This window comes from Cupriavidus sp. 8B (assembly GCF_054589115.1).
Genome location: NZ_BAAILO010000060.1, coordinates 9,622 through 31,257, shown reverse-complemented (window position 1 = coordinate 31,257; position 21,636 = coordinate 9,622). Strand labels below are relative to the sequence as shown.

At 67.6% G+C, this 21,636-nt stretch carries 15 protein-coding genes; 6 read left to right on the top strand and 9 right to left on the bottom strand.

The window, feature by feature from the left end; translation table 11 throughout:
- The first annotated feature begins 8 nt into the window (after positions 1–8).
- The 6 genes from ACYP5B_RS05740 (at position 9) to ACYP5B_RS05715 (ending at position 11,656) form a co-directional block, all read left to right on the top strand.
- On the top strand, positions 9–3,206 hold the full coding sequence (locus ACYP5B_RS05740) for an efflux RND transporter permease subunit (protein ID WP_459568918.1): 3,198 nt from the start codon (positions 9–11) through the stop codon (positions 3,204–3,206).
- Between the two features lie 282 nt (positions 3,207–3,488).
- Entirely contained in the window at positions 3,489–5,768 is a 2,280-nt protein-coding gene (locus ACYP5B_RS05735) for a TonB-dependent hemoglobin/transferrin/lactoferrin family receptor (RefSeq protein WP_459568917.1), read from the top strand.
- A 21-nt stretch (positions 5,769–5,789) separates the two neighbouring features.
- Positions 5,790–9,881, top strand: coding sequence for a cobaltochelatase subunit CobN (cobN, locus tag ACYP5B_RS05730; RefSeq protein WP_459568916.1), 4,092 nt, complete (start codon positions 5,790–5,792; stop codon positions 9,879–9,881).
- A complete protein-coding gene (locus tag ACYP5B_RS05725) occupies positions 9,878–10,387 on the top strand; it encodes a MotA/TolQ/ExbB proton channel family protein (RefSeq protein WP_318234277.1) in 510 nt (169 codons plus the stop codon). The genes cobN and ACYP5B_RS05725 overlap by 4 nt, the downstream gene beginning before the upstream one ends.
- Positions 10,384–10,704, top strand: a complete 321-nt coding sequence (locus ACYP5B_RS05720; RefSeq protein ID WP_267604860.1) for a DUF2149 domain-containing protein — start codon at positions 10,384–10,386, stop codon at positions 10,702–10,704. The genes ACYP5B_RS05725 and ACYP5B_RS05720 overlap by 4 nt, the downstream gene beginning before the upstream one ends.
- Positions 10,705–10,756: 52 nt before the next feature.
- Positions 10,757–11,656: a ChaN family lipoprotein gene (locus ACYP5B_RS05715; RefSeq protein ID WP_400098212.1), complete on the top strand. Its 900-nt coding sequence runs from the start codon at positions 10,757–10,759 to the stop codon at positions 11,654–11,656.
- A gap of 14 nt (positions 11,657–11,670) precedes the next feature.
- On the opposite strand, the gene ACYP5B_RS05710 is transcribed toward ACYP5B_RS05715, so the two are convergent.
- From ACYP5B_RS05710 to ACYP5B_RS05670, 9 genes are all read right to left on the bottom strand, one after another.
- Positions 11,671–13,155 (bottom strand): dihydrolipoyl dehydrogenase family protein, encoded by a 1,485-nt coding sequence (locus ACYP5B_RS05710; protein ID WP_459568915.1) that lies wholly within the window; start codon positions 13,153–13,155, stop codon positions 11,671–11,673.
- Positions 13,156–13,235: 80 nt separating this feature from the next.
- Entirely contained in the window at positions 13,236–14,168 is a 933-nt protein-coding gene (locus tag ACYP5B_RS05705; protein ID WP_459568914.1) for a patatin-like phospholipase family protein, read from the bottom strand.
- A gap of 44 nt (positions 14,169–14,212) precedes the next feature.
- Positions 14,213–14,653 (bottom strand): PaaI family thioesterase, encoded by a 441-nt coding sequence (locus ACYP5B_RS05700; RefSeq protein WP_318234273.1) that lies wholly within the window; start codon positions 14,651–14,653, stop codon positions 14,213–14,215.
- 39 nt (positions 14,654–14,692) lie between these two features.
- Positions 14,693–15,751 carry an AbrB family transcriptional regulator gene (locus ACYP5B_RS05695; RefSeq protein ID WP_400098217.1) on the bottom strand — a complete coding sequence of 353 codons (1,059 nt, stop codon included), beginning with the start codon at positions 15,749–15,751 and terminating at the stop codon, positions 14,693–14,695.
- A gap of 144 nt (positions 15,752–15,895) precedes the next feature.
- Positions 15,896–17,410: a tripartite tricarboxylate transporter permease gene (locus ACYP5B_RS05690; protein ID WP_267604865.1), complete on the bottom strand. Its 1,515-nt coding sequence runs from the start codon at positions 17,408–17,410 to the stop codon at positions 15,896–15,898.
- Between the two features lie 13 nt (positions 17,411–17,423).
- Entirely contained in the window at positions 17,424–17,897 is a 474-nt protein-coding gene (locus tag ACYP5B_RS05685) for a tripartite tricarboxylate transporter TctB family protein (protein ID WP_318234270.1), read from the bottom strand.
- Positions 17,898–18,139: 242 nt separating this feature from the next.
- The gene (locus ACYP5B_RS05680; RefSeq protein WP_459568913.1) at positions 18,140–19,108 is read right to left on the bottom strand and encodes a tripartite tricarboxylate transporter substrate binding protein; all 969 of its coding nucleotides are present in this window, start codon (positions 19,106–19,108) and stop codon (positions 18,140–18,142) included.
- A 374-nt stretch (positions 19,109–19,482) separates the two neighbouring features.
- Positions 19,483–20,952 (bottom strand): sensor histidine kinase, encoded by a 1,470-nt coding sequence (locus tag ACYP5B_RS05675; protein ID WP_459568912.1) that lies wholly within the window; start codon positions 20,950–20,952, stop codon positions 19,483–19,485.
- On the bottom strand, positions 20,952–21,626 hold the full coding sequence (locus ACYP5B_RS05670; RefSeq protein WP_043352486.1) for a response regulator: 675 nt from the start codon (positions 21,624–21,626) through the stop codon (positions 20,952–20,954). Before ACYP5B_RS05670 ends, ACYP5B_RS05675 begins: the two co-directional genes overlap by 1 nt.
- Positions 21,627–21,636: the final 10 nt, after the last annotated feature.

The window sequence follows — 21,636 nt, the reverse complement described above, 5'->3', positions numbered from 1 at the left end:
CTAACACCATGACCTTGTCCGAGCTCTGTATTCGCCGTCCGGTGATGACGATACTGCTGTGTCTTGCAGTGATCGTCACCGGCATCGCGCTCTACCCCACCATCCCGATCGCGGCGCTGCCGTCGTTCAACTCGCCGGTGATCCAGGTCACGGCCACCTTGCCCGGGGCCAGCCCCGAGACCATGGCGGCGTCGGTGGCGACCCAGCTGGAAAAGCAGTTTGCCACCATCCCCGGCGTGTCGGTGATCAGCTCATCCAACACGCTCGGCAACTCCAGCATCACCATCGAGTTCAACAACGACCGCGACATCGACGCCGCGGCCGTGGACGTGCAGGCGGCGCTGTTCCGCGCCCAGCGCGCGCTGCCGATCGAGATGACGGTGCCGCCGTCGTACCGCAAGGTCAACCCGGCCGATGCGCCGGTGCTGCTGCTGGCGATCAACTCGCCGGCCATGAGCCTGGCCGAGTTGAATGCATTCGGCGACAACCTGATCTCGCCCAGCCTGGCCACCCTGCCGGGCGTGGCGCAGGTGCAGGTGTTCGGGCAAAAGCGTTTTGCCGTGCGCGTGCGCGCCCACCCGGACGCCCTCGCCGCGCGCGGCCTCACGCTGGATGAGCTGGCCACGGCGCTCAACCGCGCCAACGCCAATACGCCGGTGGGCACGCTGGACGGCGCGCGCCAGACGCTCACCATCCAGGCCAACCGCCAGCTCGCCAGCGCCGACGCCTTCCGCAACATCATCGTGGCCAGCCAGCCCAGCGGCGCGCTGGTGCGGCTCTCGGACGTGGCCGATGTGGAAGACAGCGTCGAGACCATCAAGACCGGCAGCTGGCTCAACAACGAGCGCTCCATCGTGCTGGCCGTGCTGCGCCAGCCGGATGCCAATACGGTGGCGGTGGTGGACGCCATCAAGAACGCGCTGCCCCGCCTGATCCAGCAGATGCCGGATTCGGTCAACGTGGCCGTGGTCAACGACCGCTCGCAATCGATCCGCGAATCCATCCACGACGTGCAGTTCACGCTGGCCCTGACCGTCGGGCTGGTGGTGATGGTGATTTTCCTGTTCCTGCGTCGCGCTGCCGCCACGCTGATTCCCACTGTGTCGCTGCCGATCTCGCTGATCGGCACGGTGGCGCTGATGAAGGCCTTCGGCTACAGCCTGGACAATGTGTCGCTGCTGGCCATCACGCTTGCCGTGGGCTTGGTGGTGGACGATGCCATCGTGATGCTGGAAAACATCGTGCGCCACATCGAGGAAGGCGTGCCGCCGCTCAAGGCCGCGCTGGTCGGCTCGCGCGAGATGGGCTTCACCATCTTGTCGATCTCGATCTCGCTGGTGGCGGTGTTCATCCCCATCTTCTTCATGCCGGGCGTGATCGGCCTGTTGTTCCACGAGTTCGCGGCCGTGGTGTCGCTGGCCATCCTGGTGTCGGCGCTGGTGTCGCTCACGCTGATCCCGATGCTGTGCGCGCGCTTCCTGTCGGCCGAGAACGTGCCGATCGACGAGTCGCAACATGCCTACGGCGACCACACGGGTGCCAGCCACGCGCCGGCCATCGTGCAGAAGCAGACCATCGGGCTGCGCTCCACCCAGTGGTTCGAGAACCTGTTCGAGTTCACCCTGCATCGCTACGCGCGCGGGCTCGACTGGTGCCTGGCGCACCGCAAGTCGGTGCTGGCGGTGGCCGGCCTGACCTTCGTGCTGACCGCGGTGCTGTTCGTGATCATCCCCAAGGGCTTCTTCCCGGAAGAAGACATCGGGCAGATCCAGGTCAATGCCGAAGGCCCGCAGGATATTTCCTTCGACGCCATGGCCGACCGGCTGCGCGATGCGGCCGAGCGCATGCGCAAGAACCCCGCCGTGCGCAGCATCGTGATCTCGATCGGCGGCGGGCCCTCCCCTGCCATCAACACGGGCCGCATGTTCGTCGAGCTCAAGCCGCTGGGCGAGCGTCCCAAGATGGCCAAGGTGGTGGAGTCCTTGCGCAAGGACGTCTCGGGCATCGCCGGCCTGGCGGTTTACTTCTCGCCGGTGCAGAACCTGCGCCTGGGCGGGCGCCAGAGCAAGAGCCGCTACCAGTACACGCTGCAAAGCGTGAAGGCCGGCCAGCTGCAGGAGTACTCCGACAAGCTGATGGGCAAGATGCGCGCCGATCCGCTGTTCCGCGACGTCACCAGCGATTCGCAGCAATCGGGCCTGGAGGCCCAGCTATCGATCGATCGCGACAAGGCCAACGCGCTGGGCGTGCAGATCCAGGACGTGCGCCAGGCGCTGTACTCCGCCTTTGGCGAGCGCCAGGTGTCCACCATCTACACGCCGATCGACAACTACTACGTGATCCTGCAGGCGGCCGATATCGACCGCGCCGACGAGACCGCGTTCTCCAAGATCTACGTGCGCAGCAAGACCGGGCAGATGGTGCCGATCTCCGCCTTCGCCACCACCGAGCGCCGGGTCGGGCCGATTGCCGTGAACCATCAGGGCCAGCTGCCCTCGGTGACGGTGTCGTTCAACCTTGCGCCGGGCGCGGCGCTGGGCGCGGCCTCCACCAAGATCGATGCCTACAAGCAAGAGATCGCCATGCCCACCGCGATCTTCACGAGCTGGGGCGGCGACGCGGCGGTGTTCCAGTCGTCCCAGGCCACGCAGGTGCTGCTGCTGGTGGCGGCGCTCGCCGTGATCTACACGCTGCTGGGCGTGCTGTATGAGAGCTACATCCATCCGCTGACCATCCTGGCCGGCCTGCCCTCGGCGGCCGTCGGCGCGCTGCTCACGCTCTTCATCTTCAATGTGGAGCTGTCGCTGATCGCCACCATCGGCGTGCTGATGCTGATCGGCATCGTCAAGAAGAACGCCATCATGATGATCGACTTCGCGCTGGCGGCGCAGCGCGAGCAGGGCATGGCCCCGGCGCACGCGATCCGGCAGGCCTGCCTGTTGCGCTTCCGCCCGATCATGATGACGACCTTCGCCGCCGTGATGGGCGCGCTGCCGCTGGCGCTCGGCCTGGGCGCGGGCGCCGAGCTGCGCCAGCCGCTGGGCCTGGCGGTGGTGGGCGGCCTGCTGTTCTCGCAGGTGATCACGCTGTTCATCACCCCGGTGATCTACCTCGCGCTCGATCGCTTCTCGGGCACCGGCCCGCTGCAGATCGATGAACAAGGCAATCGTCTACCGGCCCTGGTGGGCGGCGAGGCTGCGCACTGAGCGTGCCGCCGTAGCAAATCGCGACGCCTCGGGGGCGGTGCCGGAACGGTCGGCACCGCCCTTTTTGTTTCTGCTTCGTTGCGGCATTGCCACCAAGCGGCGCGCTTCGTACGCAGGGGCATGGATTGTGGTGATCCATGCTTTACAAATCGTTACTAATTGATAATAATTCGCATTCTCAATAGTGCGTGGCCGGGTCCGCCGAGCAACGCCTGACCACGCGAGCCAGCCGCCGTTCTTCGCACCAGCCAGCCAGCGTTTCGTTTTTTTTGGGGAAAATCCATGAAACGCCGCTGTCTGGCGCGCTTGCGCGCCTCTGTCCGAGTCACGCCCGTTGCCGCCGTCTGCGCCGCCCTGGGCGGTCCTGCCCTGGCTGCCGAGCCGGCCGCCGATCCGGCCGGCCGCTTGAGCGAGGTAGTGGTCACCGCCACCCGCACCGAGGAGCGCGCCGACGCCGTTGCCTCCACCATCACCGCCATCGACGCCAGCCGGATCGAACGCGCCCAGCCTGTCGACGAGGCCGCCCTGTTCGCCGATGAGCCCGATATCGACGTGCCCCGCGACCGCCGCCGCTTTGGCGCCGGCAGCATCAATGTCCGCGGCATCGAGGGCAACCGCGTGCTGCTGATGGTCGACGGCGTGCGCCTGCCCGACTACTACAACGGCGGCGGCCCTTCCAACCTGTCCAGCGCCACCCGCGACGCGCCCGAATTCTCCTTCCTCAAGCGGATCGAGGTGCTGCGCGGGCCGGCTTCCAGCCTGTACGGCTCGGACGCCATCGGCGGCGTGGTGTCGTACGTCACCAAGGATCCCGAGGACCTGATGCGCGCTCGCGCGGTGGGTGGCGAGGCCGGCCTGTCGTGGAACGGCGTCGACCGCAGCTTCGGCCAGACCGCGGGCGTGGCCGGTGGCAACGAGACCATCAAGGGCATGTTCATGTACGCGCACCGCAAGGGGCACGAAGTGGAGAGCATGGGCGGCAACGACACCACCTCGACCGGCCGCACCAAGGCCAATCCGCAGAACAGCGAGACCAACGCGTGGCTCGGCAAGATCGTGCTCGATCCCGCCGCCGGCCATCGCTTCAGGCTGACCTACGAGCATCGTGACAACGATACCTTCACCGATATCCGCCGGCTGTCCACCGCGCTGCCGCGCGTGACCTCCGCCAGCGGCACCGAGGACCTGTCGCGCAACCGTGTCAGCCTGGACTACGAATGGAAGCCGGCCAGCCGCGTCATCGACCGCCTGAGCGCGGCGGTGTTCTACCAGCAGAGCGAGTCCGACACCGTGACCAACCAGGTACGCAGCAACACCAGCGCCGGATGCTCGGGCTCCACCGCGGGCAGCAGCCTGTGCGACGTGAACCTGCTGTTCGGCTTCCGCCAGCAGCAGACCGGCTTCAATGTGCAGGCCGACAAGTCGTTCAACACCGGCATCGTTGGCCACCGGCTGATCACGGGCGTGGACTTCCTGCGTACCCAGACCAGCGAGATGCGCGACGGCACCACCTACAACCGCACCACCGGCGTGGTGTCGAAATCGCTGGCCGGCGACAACTTCCCGATCCACGATTTTCCCAAGGGCGAAACGCGCCAGACCGGCATCTTCGTGCAGGATGAACTGCAGTTCGCCGGCGGCCGCTTCACGCTCACGCCCGGCCTGCGCTTTGACCACTACTCGCTCGGCCCGGACGACGACAAGCTCTACAACAACGTGGCCTCCAAGCCCGCCATCAGCAAGAGTGATTCGGCCCTGTCGCCCAAGCTCTCCGCACTGTGGCAAGCCACCGACCGCATCAACCTGTGGGCGCAGTACGTGTTCGGCTACCGCGCGCCCAACTACCAGGAAATCAACGGCAGCTTCCGCAACACCATCCAGGGCTACGGCGCCGCGCCCAATGGCGACCTGAACCCGGAGAAGAGCCGCTCGTTCGAAATCGGCGCGCGCTATACGGATGAGCGCGTGCAGACCAGCGTCGCGGTGTTCGACAACCGCTACAAGGACTTCATCGAGCAAGTCGCGCTGAGGTGCCCGTCGGACCCCGCCTGCCTCGCCGGCCTGCGCGCGACGTACCAGTACCGCAACCAGAGCAGCGTGCGCATCTACGGTGCCGAGTGGCGCGGCAGCTATCGCTTCCTGCCGCAATGGCGCGTGGACAGCGCCGTGGCCTACGCGCACGGCAACAACGAGCAAACCGGCCAGCCGCTCAACAGCGTCTCCCCGCTGCGCGCCAGCGCGGCGCTGACGTGGGAGCGCGGCAGCAACAGCCAGGGCCAAGGCGCAAGCCTGCGCTGGCGCGGCGCGCGCGCCGTGACGCGCACCGACGACACCTCCTTTGCCTACTTCAAGCCGGGCGGCTATGGCGTGGCCGACCTCCAGGGCTGGTGGCGCTTCAACCGCTACGCCAGCCTGGTGCTGTCGGTGAATAACGTGTTCGACAAGAAGTACTGGCTGTGGGGTGATGTGCGCCAGGGCAGCGTGGCCGCCAGCGAGCCGGGCCTGGACTTCTACACGCAGCCTGGACGTACCTTTGCCGCCAGCGTGAAGCTGTCGTTCTGACCGGAAGCGATACGACCCGACATGTCCCCACAAAACAAGATCAAGATGCGGTGGCTGCGCACACTCTGCCTGCTGTGGATAACCTGGCTGATGCTCGGCATGCAGCCTGCGTCGGCCGCGCCGCGCATCGCGGTGCTGACCACCTCGCCGGTGCCCGCCGGCAAGTTCGAGCCGCTGCAGGCCATGGCGCGCGCGCACGGCATGGCGCTGGACGCGCGCTATCTCGAGCGCATGAGCGCGCAGGACATCGCGCCGTTCATCGACGGCGCCGGCCTGCTGATCCTGGACGCGCCGCGCGACCATATCGTTACCGAGATGCTGGCCAAGCTCGGGCCGCTGTGGACCCATGCGCGCGTGCCGCGCCTGCTGATCGCCACCGACCGCTTCGAGGCGCACGGCGTGGATAACGCGCTGGGTGCAACGCTGCAGGCGTACTACGTCAACGGCGGCCGCGCCAACTTCGACGCGATGATGCGCACGCTGGCCGCGCAGCAGTTCAAGCTGCGCGCGGACAGCGGCATTCCCGCGCCGGTGGTCTTTCCCAAGGCCGCTTACTACCATCCGCGACTCGCCAGCGTGGTGACTGCCTCGCCGGAAGACGCGCTCAAGGTGTCCGGCCACGCCGGCGAGCCGGTGATCGGCGTCGCCATCCACCAGGCCTACGTGTCCGGTCTCGACAGCGCCTTCATCGACGACCTGATCGCGCGCATCGAAGCGCGCGGCGCGCGTGCTCTGGTCTTCTACAGCGGCGTGATGGATGCGCACGGCGTGCTGCGCATGGCCGCGCCCGGCGCAAAGCGCATCGTCGACGTGCTCATCAACGGCCAGATCATGCTCAACGCGGCGGGCCGCAAAGCGGAGTTCGAAACACTCGGCATCCCGGTGCTGCAGGTCATGCCCTATCGCAAAGGCGACGTGCAAGACTGGGAGCGCGACCCGCACGGCATCAGTCTCACCGACACGCCCTTCTACCTCGTGCAGCCCGAGCTTGCCGGCGCGAGCGATCCCATGCTGGCCGCCGCCACCTCGCACAAGGACGGCAGCATCGTCAGCCTGCCGGCGCAGCTCGATGCCGTAGCCGACAAGGCGCTGGCGCTCACGCGCCTGCAGCGCACGCCGAATGCGGACAAGCGCGTGGCGATCCTGTTCTACAACTATCCGGCCGGTGAGAAGAACCTGTCGGCATCGTTCCTCAACCTGCCGCGCAGCCTGTCGTCCACGCTGGCCGCACTGCATGCGGCTGGCTACCGTACCGACGCTGCGGATGCGCTCACGCTGCAGCGCGATCTGGGTGCATTGCTCGCCCCGTTCTACCGTGATGGACAGCTCGCCGCGCTGCTCGACGCGGATCGCGCGGTGTGGATGCCGATGGCGCAATACCGCCGCTGGTACGACGCGCAGCCCGCCGCGTTCCGCGCCGAGGTCAGCGCGCGCTGGGGCGAGCCCGAATCCTCGTCGATGGCGATCAGGCGCAATGGCGTGGCCGGCTTCGCCATCCCGCGCCTGCAGCTCGGTAACATCGCGCTGATGCCGGTGCCACCGCGCGGCGAGCGTGACGAAGCCGCCGAGAAAGCGCTCTATCACTCCACCAAGACGCCGCTCAACCACTTCTACATGGCGGCCTACCTGTGGGCACGCGAAGACCGCGAGGCGCTGGTGCACTACGGCACCCACGGCACGCAGGAATGGACGCCCGGCAAGGAGCGCGGATTGTCCGTGACCGACCAGCCCTACCTGGTGCTGGGCAGCGTGCCGGTGATCTATCCCTACATCGTCGATGACGTGGGCGAAGCATTGCAGGCCAAGCGCCGCGGCCGCGCCACCATCATCAGCCACCAGACGCCGCCGTTCAAGCCGGCGGGCCTGCACACCGATCTGTCGGTGCTGCACGACCAGTTGCACAACTACCTGCAGCAGGACGACGGTGCGGTGAAGGACACGCTGCGCGAGGACATCCTCAAGCGCAGCGCGCGCATGCACCTGCTCGACGACATGGGCTGGCCGCAGGCCCGCGCGGGCGCGCGGTTCACCGAATACCTCGATGCGCTGCACACGCATCTGCACGAGCTAGCCGGCGCGTTGCAGCCCTATGGCCTGCACACCTTCGGCCAGTCGCAGGATCCCGAGCTGCGGCTCTACACGGTGATGGCCATGCTCGGGCAACCGTGGCTCAAGCGCGTGTTTCCCGATGAGCCGGAAGAACTGTTCGCGCTCGACTACAAGCAGCTCGCGCAATCGGAGCCGTACGCCCTGCTGCGCAAGTACGTGATCGACGGCGCGCCGCTGACGAACCTGTCCGATCCCAGGCAGCGCGAAGACATGCAGCGCGCCCGCGCGCTTTACGCCAGCCTCGACGCCGCGCCGGAGAGCGAGTCCATCCTCATCGCGCTGGCCGGCCGCTACGTGCTGGCCGGCACCGGCGGCGACCCGGTGCGCAATCCCGATGCGCTGCCGACCGGACGCAACCTGTATGGGTTCGATCCTTCCAAGGTGCCCAGCCGCGAGGCCTGGACAGCAGGACAAGCTGCGGCTGAAGCGATGATCGCCGACTGGCGCAAGCGCCACGGCAAGTGGCCCACCAAGCTGGCCTTCTCGCTGTGGAGCGTGGAGACCATGCGCCATCAAGGCATGCTGGAAGCCCAGGCGATGGCCGCCATGGGGATCCGCCCGAAATGGGACGGCGGCGGCCGCGTGGTCGGCGTGGAAGCGATTCCCGCCGCCGAGCTCAAGCGGCCGCGCGTGGATGTGGTGCTGTCTGCTACCGGCCTCTATCGCGATCACTTCCCCAACCTGATCAAGTGGCTGGCCGAAGCGGTGAAGCTCGCCGCCGCGCAGCCCGAGCCCGACAACGCGGTTGCCGCCAGCACGCGCGCAGTCAGCACGCGGCTGGCGCAACGCAAGGCGGCGGACATGACCCCGGAGCGCATCGAGTCGCTGGCGCTCACGCGCATCTTTGCCAGCGAGACCGGCAACTATGGCACGGGGCTGAACGACGCTACATTGGCCAGCGACAGCTTCGGCAGCGGCAAGGAAGCGGACGCCAAGCTGGCCAATCTCTATCTCGCGCGCATGCAGTACGGCTACGGGCCCGACGAGAAGACGTGGGGCGAGAAGCTGCCGCAACTCAACCTCTACGCGGAGAACCTCAAGGGCGTGGAAGGCGCGCTGCTGGCGCGCAGCTCCAACCTGTACGGCATGCTGACCACCGACGATCCCTTCCAGTATCTCGGCGGCATCGGCCTGGCCGTGCGCCACCTGACGGGCAAGGCGCCGGAGCTGCTGATCTCCAACCTGCGCGACGCGGGCAATGCGCGCACGCAGACGGCCGCATCGTTCCTCGCCACCGAGCTGCGCACGCGCTATTTCCATCCCGGCTGGATCGAAGGCATGAAGGCCGAAGGCTATAGCGGCGCGCTCAACGTGCTCGACACGGTGAACAACTTCTGGGGCTGGACCGCGGTTGCGCCGGAGATCGTGCGCGACGACCAGTGGACCGAGTTCGCCGAAGTCTATGTCAAGGACAAGCACGAGCTCGGCCTGGACGAATGGTTCGAGAAGAACGCGCCGCAGGCGCAGGCACAGGTGATCGAGCGCATGCTGGAAGCCGCGCGCAAGGGCTACTGGAAAACAGATCGGGAGATGTTGAAGACGCTGGCGGATCGCTGGCAGACGCTGTCGCAGCGGCACGATATCCGCAGCGACAACCGCAGCTTCAATCGCTACGTGCAGCAGCAGGCCACGGCGCTCGGCGCCGCAGGCTATGGCATGCAGGCACCGGCGGCACCGCCCGCCGGCGCGCCCAGGGCAGCAGCCCCGCAGGCGGCGCCACGGCCCGCGCCGCAGCAGGCGCAGCCCAAGCCGCAACCAGAGCCGCAGTCAGAGCCGCAGCCCGAACCCAAGGCACAACCGCAAACCGTGCCGGTGCAAGGCATGCAACTGGTGGAGAAAAAGCCGCCCACCGCCGCGCTCGTGCCCGTGCTGTCGTGGCTTGCCGCCGGCATCGCACTGGCCGGCGCCATGCTGGGGGGCGCCATCAGCGCGCGCCGCCGCGCCGCCGATCCGGTTCGGCGCCCTTCTTCCAGAAACAATCCAGAACCCACTGAGGCATCATGACTCCCACCCTGCTTGAAACCCTGATGTACGACGTCGGCCAGTTGTTCCTGTTGCCGACGCTGGCCCTGATCGGGCTGCTGTTCCTCTACGCCTTCTGGGCGCTCGGCGAGTTCATCATGCAAGGCTGGCAACGCCGCCGCCACGGCATCGAGACCGGCCGCGGCTATGTGCTGGTGGCGTTCGCGCTGCGCCACCGCATCCAGGACCCGGACACGCTCGACGTGACCGCGCACCGGCTGCTGGAGTGGCCGCGCATTGCCACGCGCGTCGCGCCGATGCTGGGGCTGGTGGCGACCATGATCCCGATGGGCCCGGCGTTGAAGGGCTTGTCCGGCGGCAACCTCGCCAACGTGGGCGAAAACCTCACCATCGCGTTTTCCGCGGTGATTCTTGCGCTGATCGCTGCCAGCATTACCTTCTGGGTGGTCAACGTGCGCCGCCGCTGGCTCGCCGAGGAACTGGTGTGGCTGGGCAAGCATCAACCGCAGTGGGAGGTGGACGCATGAAGTTCCTGGAAGAGAGCGAGGCCGACGACCCCATCCTGTCCGTGGTCAACCTGATCGACGTGTTCCTGGTGGTGATCGCCGCGCTGCTGGTGGCCATCGCGCAGAATCCGATGAACCCGTTTACCCACGCGGACGTCACCGTCATTACCAATCCCGGCAAGCCCGATATGGAGATCGTCTCCAAGCAGGGCGAGAAGGTCGTGCGCTACCAGGCCAGTGGCCAGGTCGGCAGCGGTGATGGCACCAAGGCCGGCGTGGCGTACCGGCTGCAGGACGGATCGATGGTGTATGTGCCGGAAGCGGCGGCTGCGCAGTAAAACTGCGCAATAATGAGCACGAGCGAGCCATCGCAACCAGGATTACTCAGCCATGCAGATTCGTCACAGCTTTGCCCGCCTAGCCAGCTTTGTTCCTGCCCGCGCCGCCGGACTGGCGCTCGCGGCCGCCATGTTCGCCGCGCTCGCCGGCTGCGCGGGCACGCCGCCGGCCGCCGTGGCCGGCGATGTCGCGCATCAGTTCACCGGCAAGACCTACGTGTTGCTGGGCGAGGTCCACGACAACGCCGATGGGCAAAAGCGACGCCTGCTGGCGTTGTCCGACGCACTGGAAGCCGGTTGGCGCCCGGCCATCGCGATGGAGCAGTTCGACCGCGAACGCCAGGCCGATATCGATCGCGCCCGCCGTGAGCGGCCCGGCGATGCGGCGTATGTCGTGGCGCAGGCGGGTGGCAAGAACTGGCAATGGGAGCTTTACACGCCGGTGGTGGCGCTGGCCTTGCGCTACGACCTGCCGCTGGTGGCGGCCAACCTGTCACGCGCGGATGCGAGCAAGATCGTGCGCGGCGGGCTGGATGGCGTGTTCGATGCGGCAGAGCGTAAGCGCCTCGGCCTCGCCGCGCCCTTGCCCGCGGACGTGGTGACCGAGCAGACCGCGGTGCTCGACCGTGGTCACTGCGGCAATTTCCCCAAGGCCATGCTGCCCGGCATGCTGGACGCGCAGGCCGCGCGCGATGCGGTGATGGCCGCGGCGATGCGCACGTACGCCGAACGCGGCGCCGTGCTGATCGCCGGCAACGGCCATGTGCGGCGCGACGTGGGCGCGCCGCGCTGGCTCGCCGCCCCGCCGGGCGAAATCTACAGCGTGGGTTACCTGGAGCAGGCCAGCGGCCACGAAATCGGTGCCTATGATCGCGTGGTGCTGGTGCCCGTGCACAAGCGGCCCGATCCGTGCGAAGGCGCCAAGCCGGCGGCGATGGCCGAGCCGGCCTGAATCCAGCGGCGCGCTTAGCCGAACAGCTCCTCGGCCACGGTCGGATGCAACTGCACCGTGGTCTGCAGGTGCGCCAGCTTCACCCCGAGCCGCACCGCCACGGCAAATGCCTGCACGATCTCGGGGGCGGCGTTGTCCATCATGTGCGCGCCCAGCACGCGGCCGCTGCGCGCATTCACCACCAGCTTCACCATCGAGGCCTGCTCGCTGCCGGCGAAGCGATTCTCCAACGAGACGAAGCGGCGTACCACGGTGTGGATGCGCTCCGGCTTGCCGGCTTCCTCGATGGCCGCGTGCTCCGTCAGTCCCACGCTGCCGATGGCCGGCTCGCAGAACACCGCCGTTGGCACCAGCTCGAAATCCGCGCGGTCGCCGCGGCGGCCGAACAGGCGGTCGGCCAGCCAGCGGCCCTGCGCCCCGGCGACCGGCGTGAGGTGCTGGCCGTCGATGACATCACCAATGGCATGGATCGAACGCACCTTGGTGCGAAACGAGCGGTCCACCTGGATGCCGCCCTTCTCCGTGCTTGCGATGCCCAGCGTTTCCAGGCCCAGCCCGCCCCAATGCGGATCGCGCCCGATGGCGGCCAGCGCCGCCTGCGCGCGCACGGTCTGGATGCGGTCGTTGCCATTGCCACGATTCGCGCCATTCGCGTGATTGCCATGCTGCCGGTAGCACACATCGATGGCCCCGTTGGCCTGGTTCAGCAGCGTCACCTCGGTATTGAAATGCAGGCGCACGCCCTTGGCGGCGAGCGCCTCGGCCAGCGCGTCGGACACCTCGTGGTCGAAGCGCGCCAACAGGCGCGCCTCGCGCACCAGCATCTCCACCTTGACGCCGTAGCGCGACAGGATCGAGGCTTGCTCCACCGCCACGTAGCCGCCGCCGATCACCACCAGCGAGGCCGGCAGGCTTTGCCAGGTGAAGATGTCGTCGGAAGTGCAGGCAAGATCAAAGCCGGGTACGGGCAACGCGCGCGGCCGCGCGCCGGTGGCAATCAGGATGCGTTTGGCGCGGATGGTCTCGGCGCCGACCTGTACCTGGTCGGCGGCGCTCACCGTGGCGTCGCCGCGCAGCAGTTCCACGCCGGCTTGCTGCAGCCGGTGCGTGTAGGCCACGTGCAGCCGCGCCATCTCGGCATTGACGCGTACGATGGCATCGCTCCAGTCCTCCTTGCCGCCGGTATGCGACAGGCAGCCTGACAGGACGGCCGCGAGGCTGGCGCCATACGAGAGCATTTTCTTGGGAACGCAGCCGCGGTTGACGCAGGTGCCGCCGATCGCGTCGCGCTCCACCAGCACCACGCGCGCGCCTAGCGTGGCCGCGCGCCGCGCTGCCGCCACGCCGCCCGAGCCGGCACCGATCACCACGAAATCCGCTTCGCGCTGGGCGCCGGGCTTGCGCTTGCCGCGACGGGGGACATGCTCGACCGCTTGCTCGGTGCTAGCCCTGCGGGCGCTCTGACGCTCGGTCGTGGATCTTGCCTGGCGTTTTGTCATCAATGCCTCCTGTAGCGGCGCGAAGGCCGCATTGCACATCGTGATGACGGAGCCGCGAGCACGGCCGGCGCGCTGGAGCGCTATCCGGCGGTGCCAAGCTCCGTCTTCATGACAGACGGCCAATCACGCAAAAAGGTTTCCCCGTCGCGCCGGCCGAGTTCGTAGGCACCGATCATCGCGCCGGGCTGGGTATAGTCCCAGCTCGAGATCGGAACCCGTTGCGAAGGTTGCAGGTAGAGCCGGCGCTGCGCGCCGTGTTGCAGTACAAAGCGGCGCGGGCGCGGATAGAGCCGCGTCACCAGCACCAGCACGTTGCCGGGCGTGGGGTCGAGCGCGTCGACCGGCACATTGTCGACCATGCCGCCATCCAGCACGGGCCGGCCATCGCGCCGCAGCACCGGCGTGAAGGGCGGGGTCGAGGACGATTGCAGCAGCAGGTCCGCCAGTTGCTCGGGCGAGCCGCAGTCCTGCGCGCGAACGAACTCGGGATGAAAGCCGAGCTTGCGGCCCAGGCGCGGGTGCAAGGTCTTGAGCCAGTGCTTCTCGATGTTGTAGGCGACCAGCCCGGCCATCACCGCCAGGCGCGGGCCGCTCCAGCGCGGGATGTGGGCCACGCCGATGCGGATCTCCGGCGCCGTCTGCAGGTTTGCCAGGCGGCCCTCGCCGAAGATGTTCAACAAGGCGGTTCGGTAGATGCCGTAATGCGGAAACACCCGCCGCTTGCTCAGCAGGTTGCCCCAGTACGCATTGCGCCGGTTGCCGGCGAGCACCTCGCCGTAGTACTCCATCACCTGGCGGGAGTCGTGCGTGTAGATCATGCACGCCGTGGCGGCCCCGGCCGAAATGCCCGCGATCACGCGCGGGCGCAGCCCCAGCTCGGGCGCCACCGTATCCCACCAGCCTGCCTGCCACCAGCAGCGGTTGCCGCCGCCGGCAAACACCACCTGGTCGAAGGGCGAGGCTGCGGTGGCGGGCTGGATGGGGGCAGGCATCAGGCTGCGGGGCTCATGCATGGAGATGGCTTGGGAGGGTAGCGTGCAATTTGGTGATGCGCCGCTCACAGCAGCGCGTAGGTGGTGGTGGCCTGCACGGCCAGCTTGCCATCGGTGCCGGTCAGCTCGATCTCGCCGAACACCACGGTCTTGCCCAGGCGCAGCACATTGGCGCGCACCAGCACATCGCCCTCGATCACCGGGCGCATGAAGTTGGTGGTGAGCGTGACGGTGGTCATCGGCCTGAAGGCGCCGAGTGCACTGGCGACGGCCACGATCATGGCGGTATCGGCGGCGGACATCAGCACCTGGCCGCACACCACGCCACCCGCGTGGCGAAATGATTCGTCAAAAGGCAGGCGCAGCGTTACGCCCTGTGCATCAACGTGCTCGGCCCGCAGCCCGAGCTGGCGCACCCATGGCGCCAGTACGCGCTGCAAGGTGCGGTCGATATCGGCAAGCGTGAAGCCGGATTCCGGCTTTGGTTCTAGCGTTGGCTCTGGCATGGCACGCCCGTTTGTCTGGGATGAGGCCGGGCCAGGTTGCTATTCCGTCTCCTGCGGCGCGGCACGATGTTTGAGCCAATGATACAGGGGGCCGGTGCACAGCACCACGAAGGCCATCCGGATCACGTGGAAGGCCGTGACCAGCGGCACGCCAAGCTCCAGCACCTTGGCCGTGATGCACATCTCGGCAATGCCGCCTGGCGTGGTGCCGAGGATGGCTGTTGCGGGATGCACGCCGGACAGCGCCGACAGGCCCCAGCCGAACAGCGCGGAGAGCACCAGCGCCACCAGCGTGTACACCGCCACGCCGCCGAGAAAGCGCGGCGCGGTATGGAGGAAGTCGCGCGAGAAACGCGCGCCCAGCGACACGCCGATCATCAACTGCCCGGCGCGGCTCATCCACGTGGGAATGGCGGACAGCTCGAAGCCCGACGCGGTCAGCACGGCGGCCGCCAGCAGCGTGCCGATCACGAAGGGATTGGGCAGGTTGAAGTGCTTGAGCACCAGCGCCACGCTGACCGTGATCGCGATCAGCACGGGCAGCCACAGGTAGTCCACCGTGCGTGGCCCGGGCACGTAAGGGTCAAGCCCGTGGATGCCGCCGTACTGGAACAGCGCGGGCACGGCTACCACCACCACCAGCACGCGCAGCGAATGCGCGGCAGCCACCTGGTCGATGCGCGCGCCGTTGCGCTCGGCCAGGTTGGCCATCTCCGACGCGCCGCCGATGGCTGTTGAGAAGTACGCCGTCTTGAACGCCACGCCGGTGGTCTTGCGCAGCAGCCAGGCGCCGCCGCAGCCAAGCAGCAGCGCAAACAGCGAGCCCGCGACGATATACGGCAGGAACTCGATCAGCCGCGCCACCACGTCGGACGTGAAGTAAAGCCCGAGCGAGGTGCCGATGGCCCACTGCCCGGCATTGCGCGCCTGCGTGGGCGCGCGCAGGTCGGCGCCGCGCATGCGCGCGATGGCGACCGCCAGCAGCGGGCCGATCATCCACGGCAGCGGTGTGTGCAGCAGCGTGCAAAGCAGCGCGGCGGCCAGGCCGAGCAGCAGCGTCGAGAGGACCGGACGCCAGCGGTGAAGGAGAGAGGGCATGTCGCAGCGGCCTGGCGCGCGGGCGCCGGCGCGATGTTCTTGTGATGGAGCGCAATGTAGAGACAAAGGCGCCGATGCCATGACGCCACAAATGAAAAGGCCCGGCACCCTGGAGTGCCGGGCCTTGCCCGCATTTTGCGCTAATCAGGTTGTGGCGTCAGCCACTTTGCCGCGCGCCGAGCGCCGGGCCAGCCAGCCCAGGATGCGCGGGATCAGCACCACCGCCACCGTCATGGCCAGGATGGTGGCCGAGATCGGCTGGGTCACGAAGATCGACCAGTCGCCCTGGCTGATCGACAGCGCATTGCGCAGCTGCTTCTCCGCGATGGGGCCGAGGATCATGCCCACGATCACCGGCGCGGTGGGGAAGTCGAAGCGGCGCATGGCCATGCCCAGCACGCCGATGATGAACAGCAGCAGCAGGTCGAACCACGACTGGCGGATGCCGTAGGCGCCCAGGCCCGCGAAGATCAGGATGCCGCCGTACAGCAGCGGCGTGGGGATGCGCAGCATGCGCACCCACAGGCCGATGGCCGGCAGGTTCAGCACCAGCAGCATCACGTTGCCGATGTACAGCGAAGCCAGCAGGCCCCACACCAGGTCGCCCGAGGTCTGGAACAACATCGGGCCCGGCTGCAGGTTGTAGTTCTGGAACGCCGCCAGCAGGATCGCGGTGGTGTTCGAGGTGGGGATGCCCAGCGTCAGCAGCGGGGCCAGCGTGGCGGTCACCGCTGCGTTGTTGGCGGCCTCGGGGCCCGCCACGCCTTCGATCGCGCCCACCGTGCCGAACTCATCCTTGTGCTTGGACAGCTTTTTCTCGGTAGCGTACGACAGGAAGGTCGGGATCTCCGCGCCGCCGGCCGGGATCAGGCCAAAGGGGAAGCCGATGATGGTGCCGCGGATCCATGCCGGCACCGAGCGCTTCCAGTCCGACTTGGTCATCATGACCGAGCTGAGCTTGTTGAAGCCGCCCGCGGGCTGCGGGAAGAAGGCGTTGAACAGCGCCTCGCCCACCGCGAACAGGCCGACGGCGACCACCACGATGTCGATGCCGTCGTACAGCTCCTGCACGTTCATCGAGTAGCGCGTCTGGCCCGACAGCGAGTCCATGCCGATCAGGCCGATGCCCAGGCCCAGGAACAGGCTGGTCATGCCGCGCAGCAAGGACGAGCCCAGCACCGCCGACACCGTGGTGAAGGCCAGCAGCATGATCATGAAGTATTCGCCGGGACCGAACTGCAGCGCCACGTCGGCCGCGACCGGCGCGAACATCGACAGCAGCACGGTGGCGATGGTGCCGGCGGCGAACGAGCCGATGGCCGCGGTGGCCAGCGCCGGGCCGGCGCGGCCGCTCTTGGCCATCAGGTTGCCTTCCATGGCCGTGACCATGGTCGACGACTCGCCCGGCGTGTTCATCAGGATGGACGTGGTGGAGCCGCCGTACATGGCGCCGTAGTAGATGCCGGCGAACATGATCAGCGCAGCGGTGGGTTCCACCTTGGCGGTCAGCGGCAGCAGCATCGCTACCGTGAGCGCGGGGCCGATGCCCGGCAGCACGCCGATGGCGGTGCCCAGGAAGCAGCCCACCAGGGCCCACATCAGGTTCATCGGCGTGATCGCGATGGCAAAGCCATGCATCAGCAGGTTAAGAGTATCCATGGATCAGCTCCGTTCAGAACCCGGCGACGGGCAGCAACGGCAAATTGATGCCGAGCAGGAATTCAAACAATGCCCACATTGGCAACGTAATGCACAGGCCAATCAGGCCATCGCGCAGGAAGCGCTTGCTGCCGTAGCCGCGTGCCACGCAGATCATCAGCAAGGTCGACGCCAGCACGAAGCCCAGCGTGCCGATCAGCGCCATATTGGCTACCAGGCCGGCAGCCACCCACAGGAAGCCGCGGAAATTGTGCGGAGCGTTGGGCAGTTCGGCGTCTTCTTCCGGCATGTTGCGAAAGCCGCCGCGAATGCCTTGCCAGGTCAGCGCCGCGCCGCATACGGCCAGGCCGATGGCAACCAGCGTGGGCATGAAGCGCGGCGACAGGCCGGCATAGCCTTCGTCGCCGGAGATGCCCGACAGGCCCACGAAGTAGAAGACGGAGAGCAGCAATACGGCTATGCCGATCGCCAGGTGTGAGGGTTTCATGATTGGAAGTGGCTCCTTCAAGCGGTGCCTGCGGCCGTGCTGTCCGGCCCTTGGCGTCCCGCGGTTTGTCGTCCCCGCTTAAGGCGGGGGCCCGGCGATTTGTAGTTTGGTTTTTGGGTATCGCAGGTGGACACCGGACCCCCGCCTGCCGCATGCGCACTGAGCGTTACGGTGCGCCGCAGGCAGGGCCGACAGGTAAAACGCTGAAACGATCAAGCCGTGAAACGTGGTGGCGGTGTTGCTTACTTCGCCACGCCCAGCTCGCGCAGCGAACCGCCCAGGCGGGCTGACTCGCTGTCCACGAACTTGCCGAACTCGTCGCCGGTCAGCAGGAACGGGGTCCAGTCATTCTTGGCAAGCGTTTCCTTCCACAGCGGGGTTTCGGTCGCCTTGACCACCGCATCGATCAGCGCCTTGCGTTGCTCGGCGGTGATGCCCGGCGCGCCGTACACGCCGCGCCAGTTGTAGATCTCCACGTTGATGCCCTGCTCCTTGAGCGTCGGGATATCGGCGGTGCGCTCCTTGGAGGTCACGGCCAGCGCGCGCATCTTGCCGCTCTTGATGAAGGGCAGGAACTCGGACACGCCAGCAAGGCCGACGGTCACGTGGCCGCCCAGGATCGAGGCCGACGCTTCACCACCGCCCTGGAAGGGCACGTAGTTGATCTTCTTCGGGTCCACGCCGCTTTCCTTGGCTACCAGGCCCGCCAGGATGTGGTCGATCGAACCCTTGGAGCCACCGCCCCAGCTCACGCTGCCCGGGTTGGCCTTGAGCTGCGCGGTCAGGTCCTTCATGGACTTCAGCGGCGAATTCGCCGGCACGGTGATCACCATGGTGTCGGCGAACAGGCGAGCGATCGGGGTGGCGTTCTTCAGCGTGACCGGCGGATGGTTGGTCTCGATCGCGCCGACCATCACCGCGCCGGTGACGATCATCGCGTTGGGGTTGCCCTTGTCGGTATTGACGAACTGCGTCAGGCCGATGGTGCCGCCCGCGCCGCCCTTGTTGTCGTAGGAGGCCGTCTTGGCCACGCCGGCGGAAACCAGCGCCGCGCCCAGCGAGCGGCCGGTCTGGTCGAAGCCGCCGCCCGGGTTGGCGCCGATCATGAACTTCACGCTGTCGAGCGCGAATGCGGGCGCGGCAGCCACGGTGGCGGTGATCGCGGCCGAAGCCATGACAACATGGGCAAAGCGATGAATCGAACGACGCATAACGGTCTCCTGTTCTTTTTCAGAGGATTGCCGGTGAACGGTTGCCGACGATGCTGGCGAGGACCGACCCGGAGGTGTCCGGCTGGCACCGAGGCTGGCTGTCGGGGGCGGGAGAGTCGTGCGATGCGTCCGGCGCTGAGTGCGTCGACCGGCCGGCTAGGCGTTGTCTCCTGTCCCTGGCAGCGCTTGCATGCCGGACTTGTTCTTTGGCTTTCTGACTTGGTCTGGCCAGTACGGCGGCCATGGCGCGATTCTAGGGGGTAGAAACTGTCAAAAGGCTGTCAATTTGCCAGGGAATGGGGTGGGGTTTACGTGGGGTCGGATGTATGGACATTTGACGCTTTTGGATCTTTTGGCCTTTCCAGCGTGCCCTTTCATTCCCCGCTCGGCAGCGCCAGGACCGCCCGAACCCCCTTGCCCTGTACCGCCACCCCCAGTTCCACGGTGCCCCCGAAGCGCGCGGCCATCTCGCGGGAAATGGCCAGGCCCAGGCCCGAGCCCGGCTCCACATTCCCGACCCGCCGGTAGAACCGCGCAAAAACCTTCTCGCGTTCCTCGGCAGGAATGCCCGGCCCATCGTCCTCCACCACCAGGCAGGCGCTATCCGCGACGCGCGCGGCGGAAAGCGTGATGCGGCTGCCGCGCGGCGAATACTGGATCGCGTTGTGGACAAGGTTGGCAAAGGCCTCGCGCAATAGCGCCGCATCCGCGCGTACCGGCAGCGCCAGCCCCTGCGGCCGCTCCCAGCCAAAATCCTGCTGCTTGCCGCGCGCCAGCGGCAGGTAGTCCAGCGCCACCTGCTCGGCCACGGCCACGGCGTCGATCAGCTCCAGCGGTTCGGCGTCGCCTGGCGCGTCGCTGCCCGGGTGTTGCCGTACCCGCGCCAGCGCCAGCAGCTGGTTGGTCAGGCGCGCGGCCTGCTCCAGCTGCGTGACGATGCCGCCGACCGCTTCCTCTGCGGCATCGCGCGCGCGCGCCGGGTCGGTGCCGGCGCAGAGCTGCCGCTGGGCGAATTCGGCTTGCGTCTTGAGAATGGCCAGCGGCGTGCGCAGCTGGTGCGCGGCGTCGGCGATGAATTGCGCCTGGGCCTGCGTCATGGTGGCGGAGCGCGAAACGTGCAGGTTGACCGCATCGACCAGCGGGCGGACTTCCATCGGCACATGGTCGAAGGCCAGCGGCGTGAGGTCGTCGGCGGAGCGCGCCTGCACATCGTCGCGCACGCGCGCGAGCGGGCGCAGCACGTAGGTGATGCCGCCCACCAGGATCCCCGCGCTGATCAGGATCAGCAGCACATCGCGCGCCAGCGCGCCGCGCCACACGGTGGCGATCAGCGCAAAGCGCGGCTCGGCGGTTTCGGCCACCTGCACGATCACGCGCATGTGCGCGTTGGGGCGATACACCGGGTGCGCCAGCACGGCGATGCGCACCGGGTCGCCGCGATAGTCGGCGTCGTAGAAGCGCGGCTGGTTGCTGGCGATCTCTCCCTTGGGCAGCGGCAGGTCGTCGTAGCCGGTGACGGTTTCGATCTTGCCGTTGCGCTCCAGCGAAACGCGGTAGAAGACATGGGTCTGCGCCGCGGTCTCGAACATCTCCATGGCGGCGTCCGGCAGCGCGATCTGCACGCTTTCGCCGGCCATGCCGATGGCATTGTCGATGGCGCGCACCGAGCCGTACAGCGAGCGGTCGTAGGCGGCGTTGGCGGCGTCGCGCAGCGTGCCGTAGGTCAGCCACGTGTCGAGCGCCATCATGGCCGCCAGCGCGGGCACCAGCAGCAGCAGCAACTGGCGGCGCAGGCTGCCCTGCAGCCAGCGCCGCAGCCAGTGCCGGGGCAGGCGGCGCAGCATCAGGGCTGTCCTTCCGGTTCCAGCAGGTAGCCGAAGCCGCGCAGCGTGACGATGGTCACGCCATGGCCCGAGAGCTTCTTGCGCAGCCGGTAGACCAGCACTTCGATGGCATCGGGGCTGACGTCGGCATCGAGCGAGAACACCTTGTCGAGCAGTTGCGCCTTGGTCAGCGGCTGGCCGCTCTTGGCCAGCAGCGCACCCAGCAGGGTCGATTCACGCGGGGTCAGCGCGAGCGGCGCACCTTCGAGCGTAAAGCTGCGCGTTTCGCCGTCGAACACCAGCGTGCCGCACTGCAGGCGCGGATGGGCGCGGCCGCGGCTGCGCCGGATCAGCGCCAGGATGCGCGCTTCCAGCTCGGCAATGGCAAAGGGCTTGGGCAGGTAATCGTCCGCGCCGAGGTTGAGGCCGCGCACGCGCTCGTCGAGCGTGTCCTGCGCGGTCAGGATCAGCACCGGGGTGCGGTCGTCGCGCCCGCGCATGGACTTGAGCACGGCCAGGCCGTCCTTGCCGGGCAGGCGCAGGTCCAGCACCACCACGTCGTATTCCTCGGCCATCAGCCGCGCTTCGGCCTGCAGGCCGTCGGCCACGTGCTCGATGACGAAGCCGCCCTGCTCCAGGGCGCGCGCCACCCAGCGCGCCAGTTCAATCTCGTCTTCCACCAGCAATAGGCGCACGGCGGTCCTC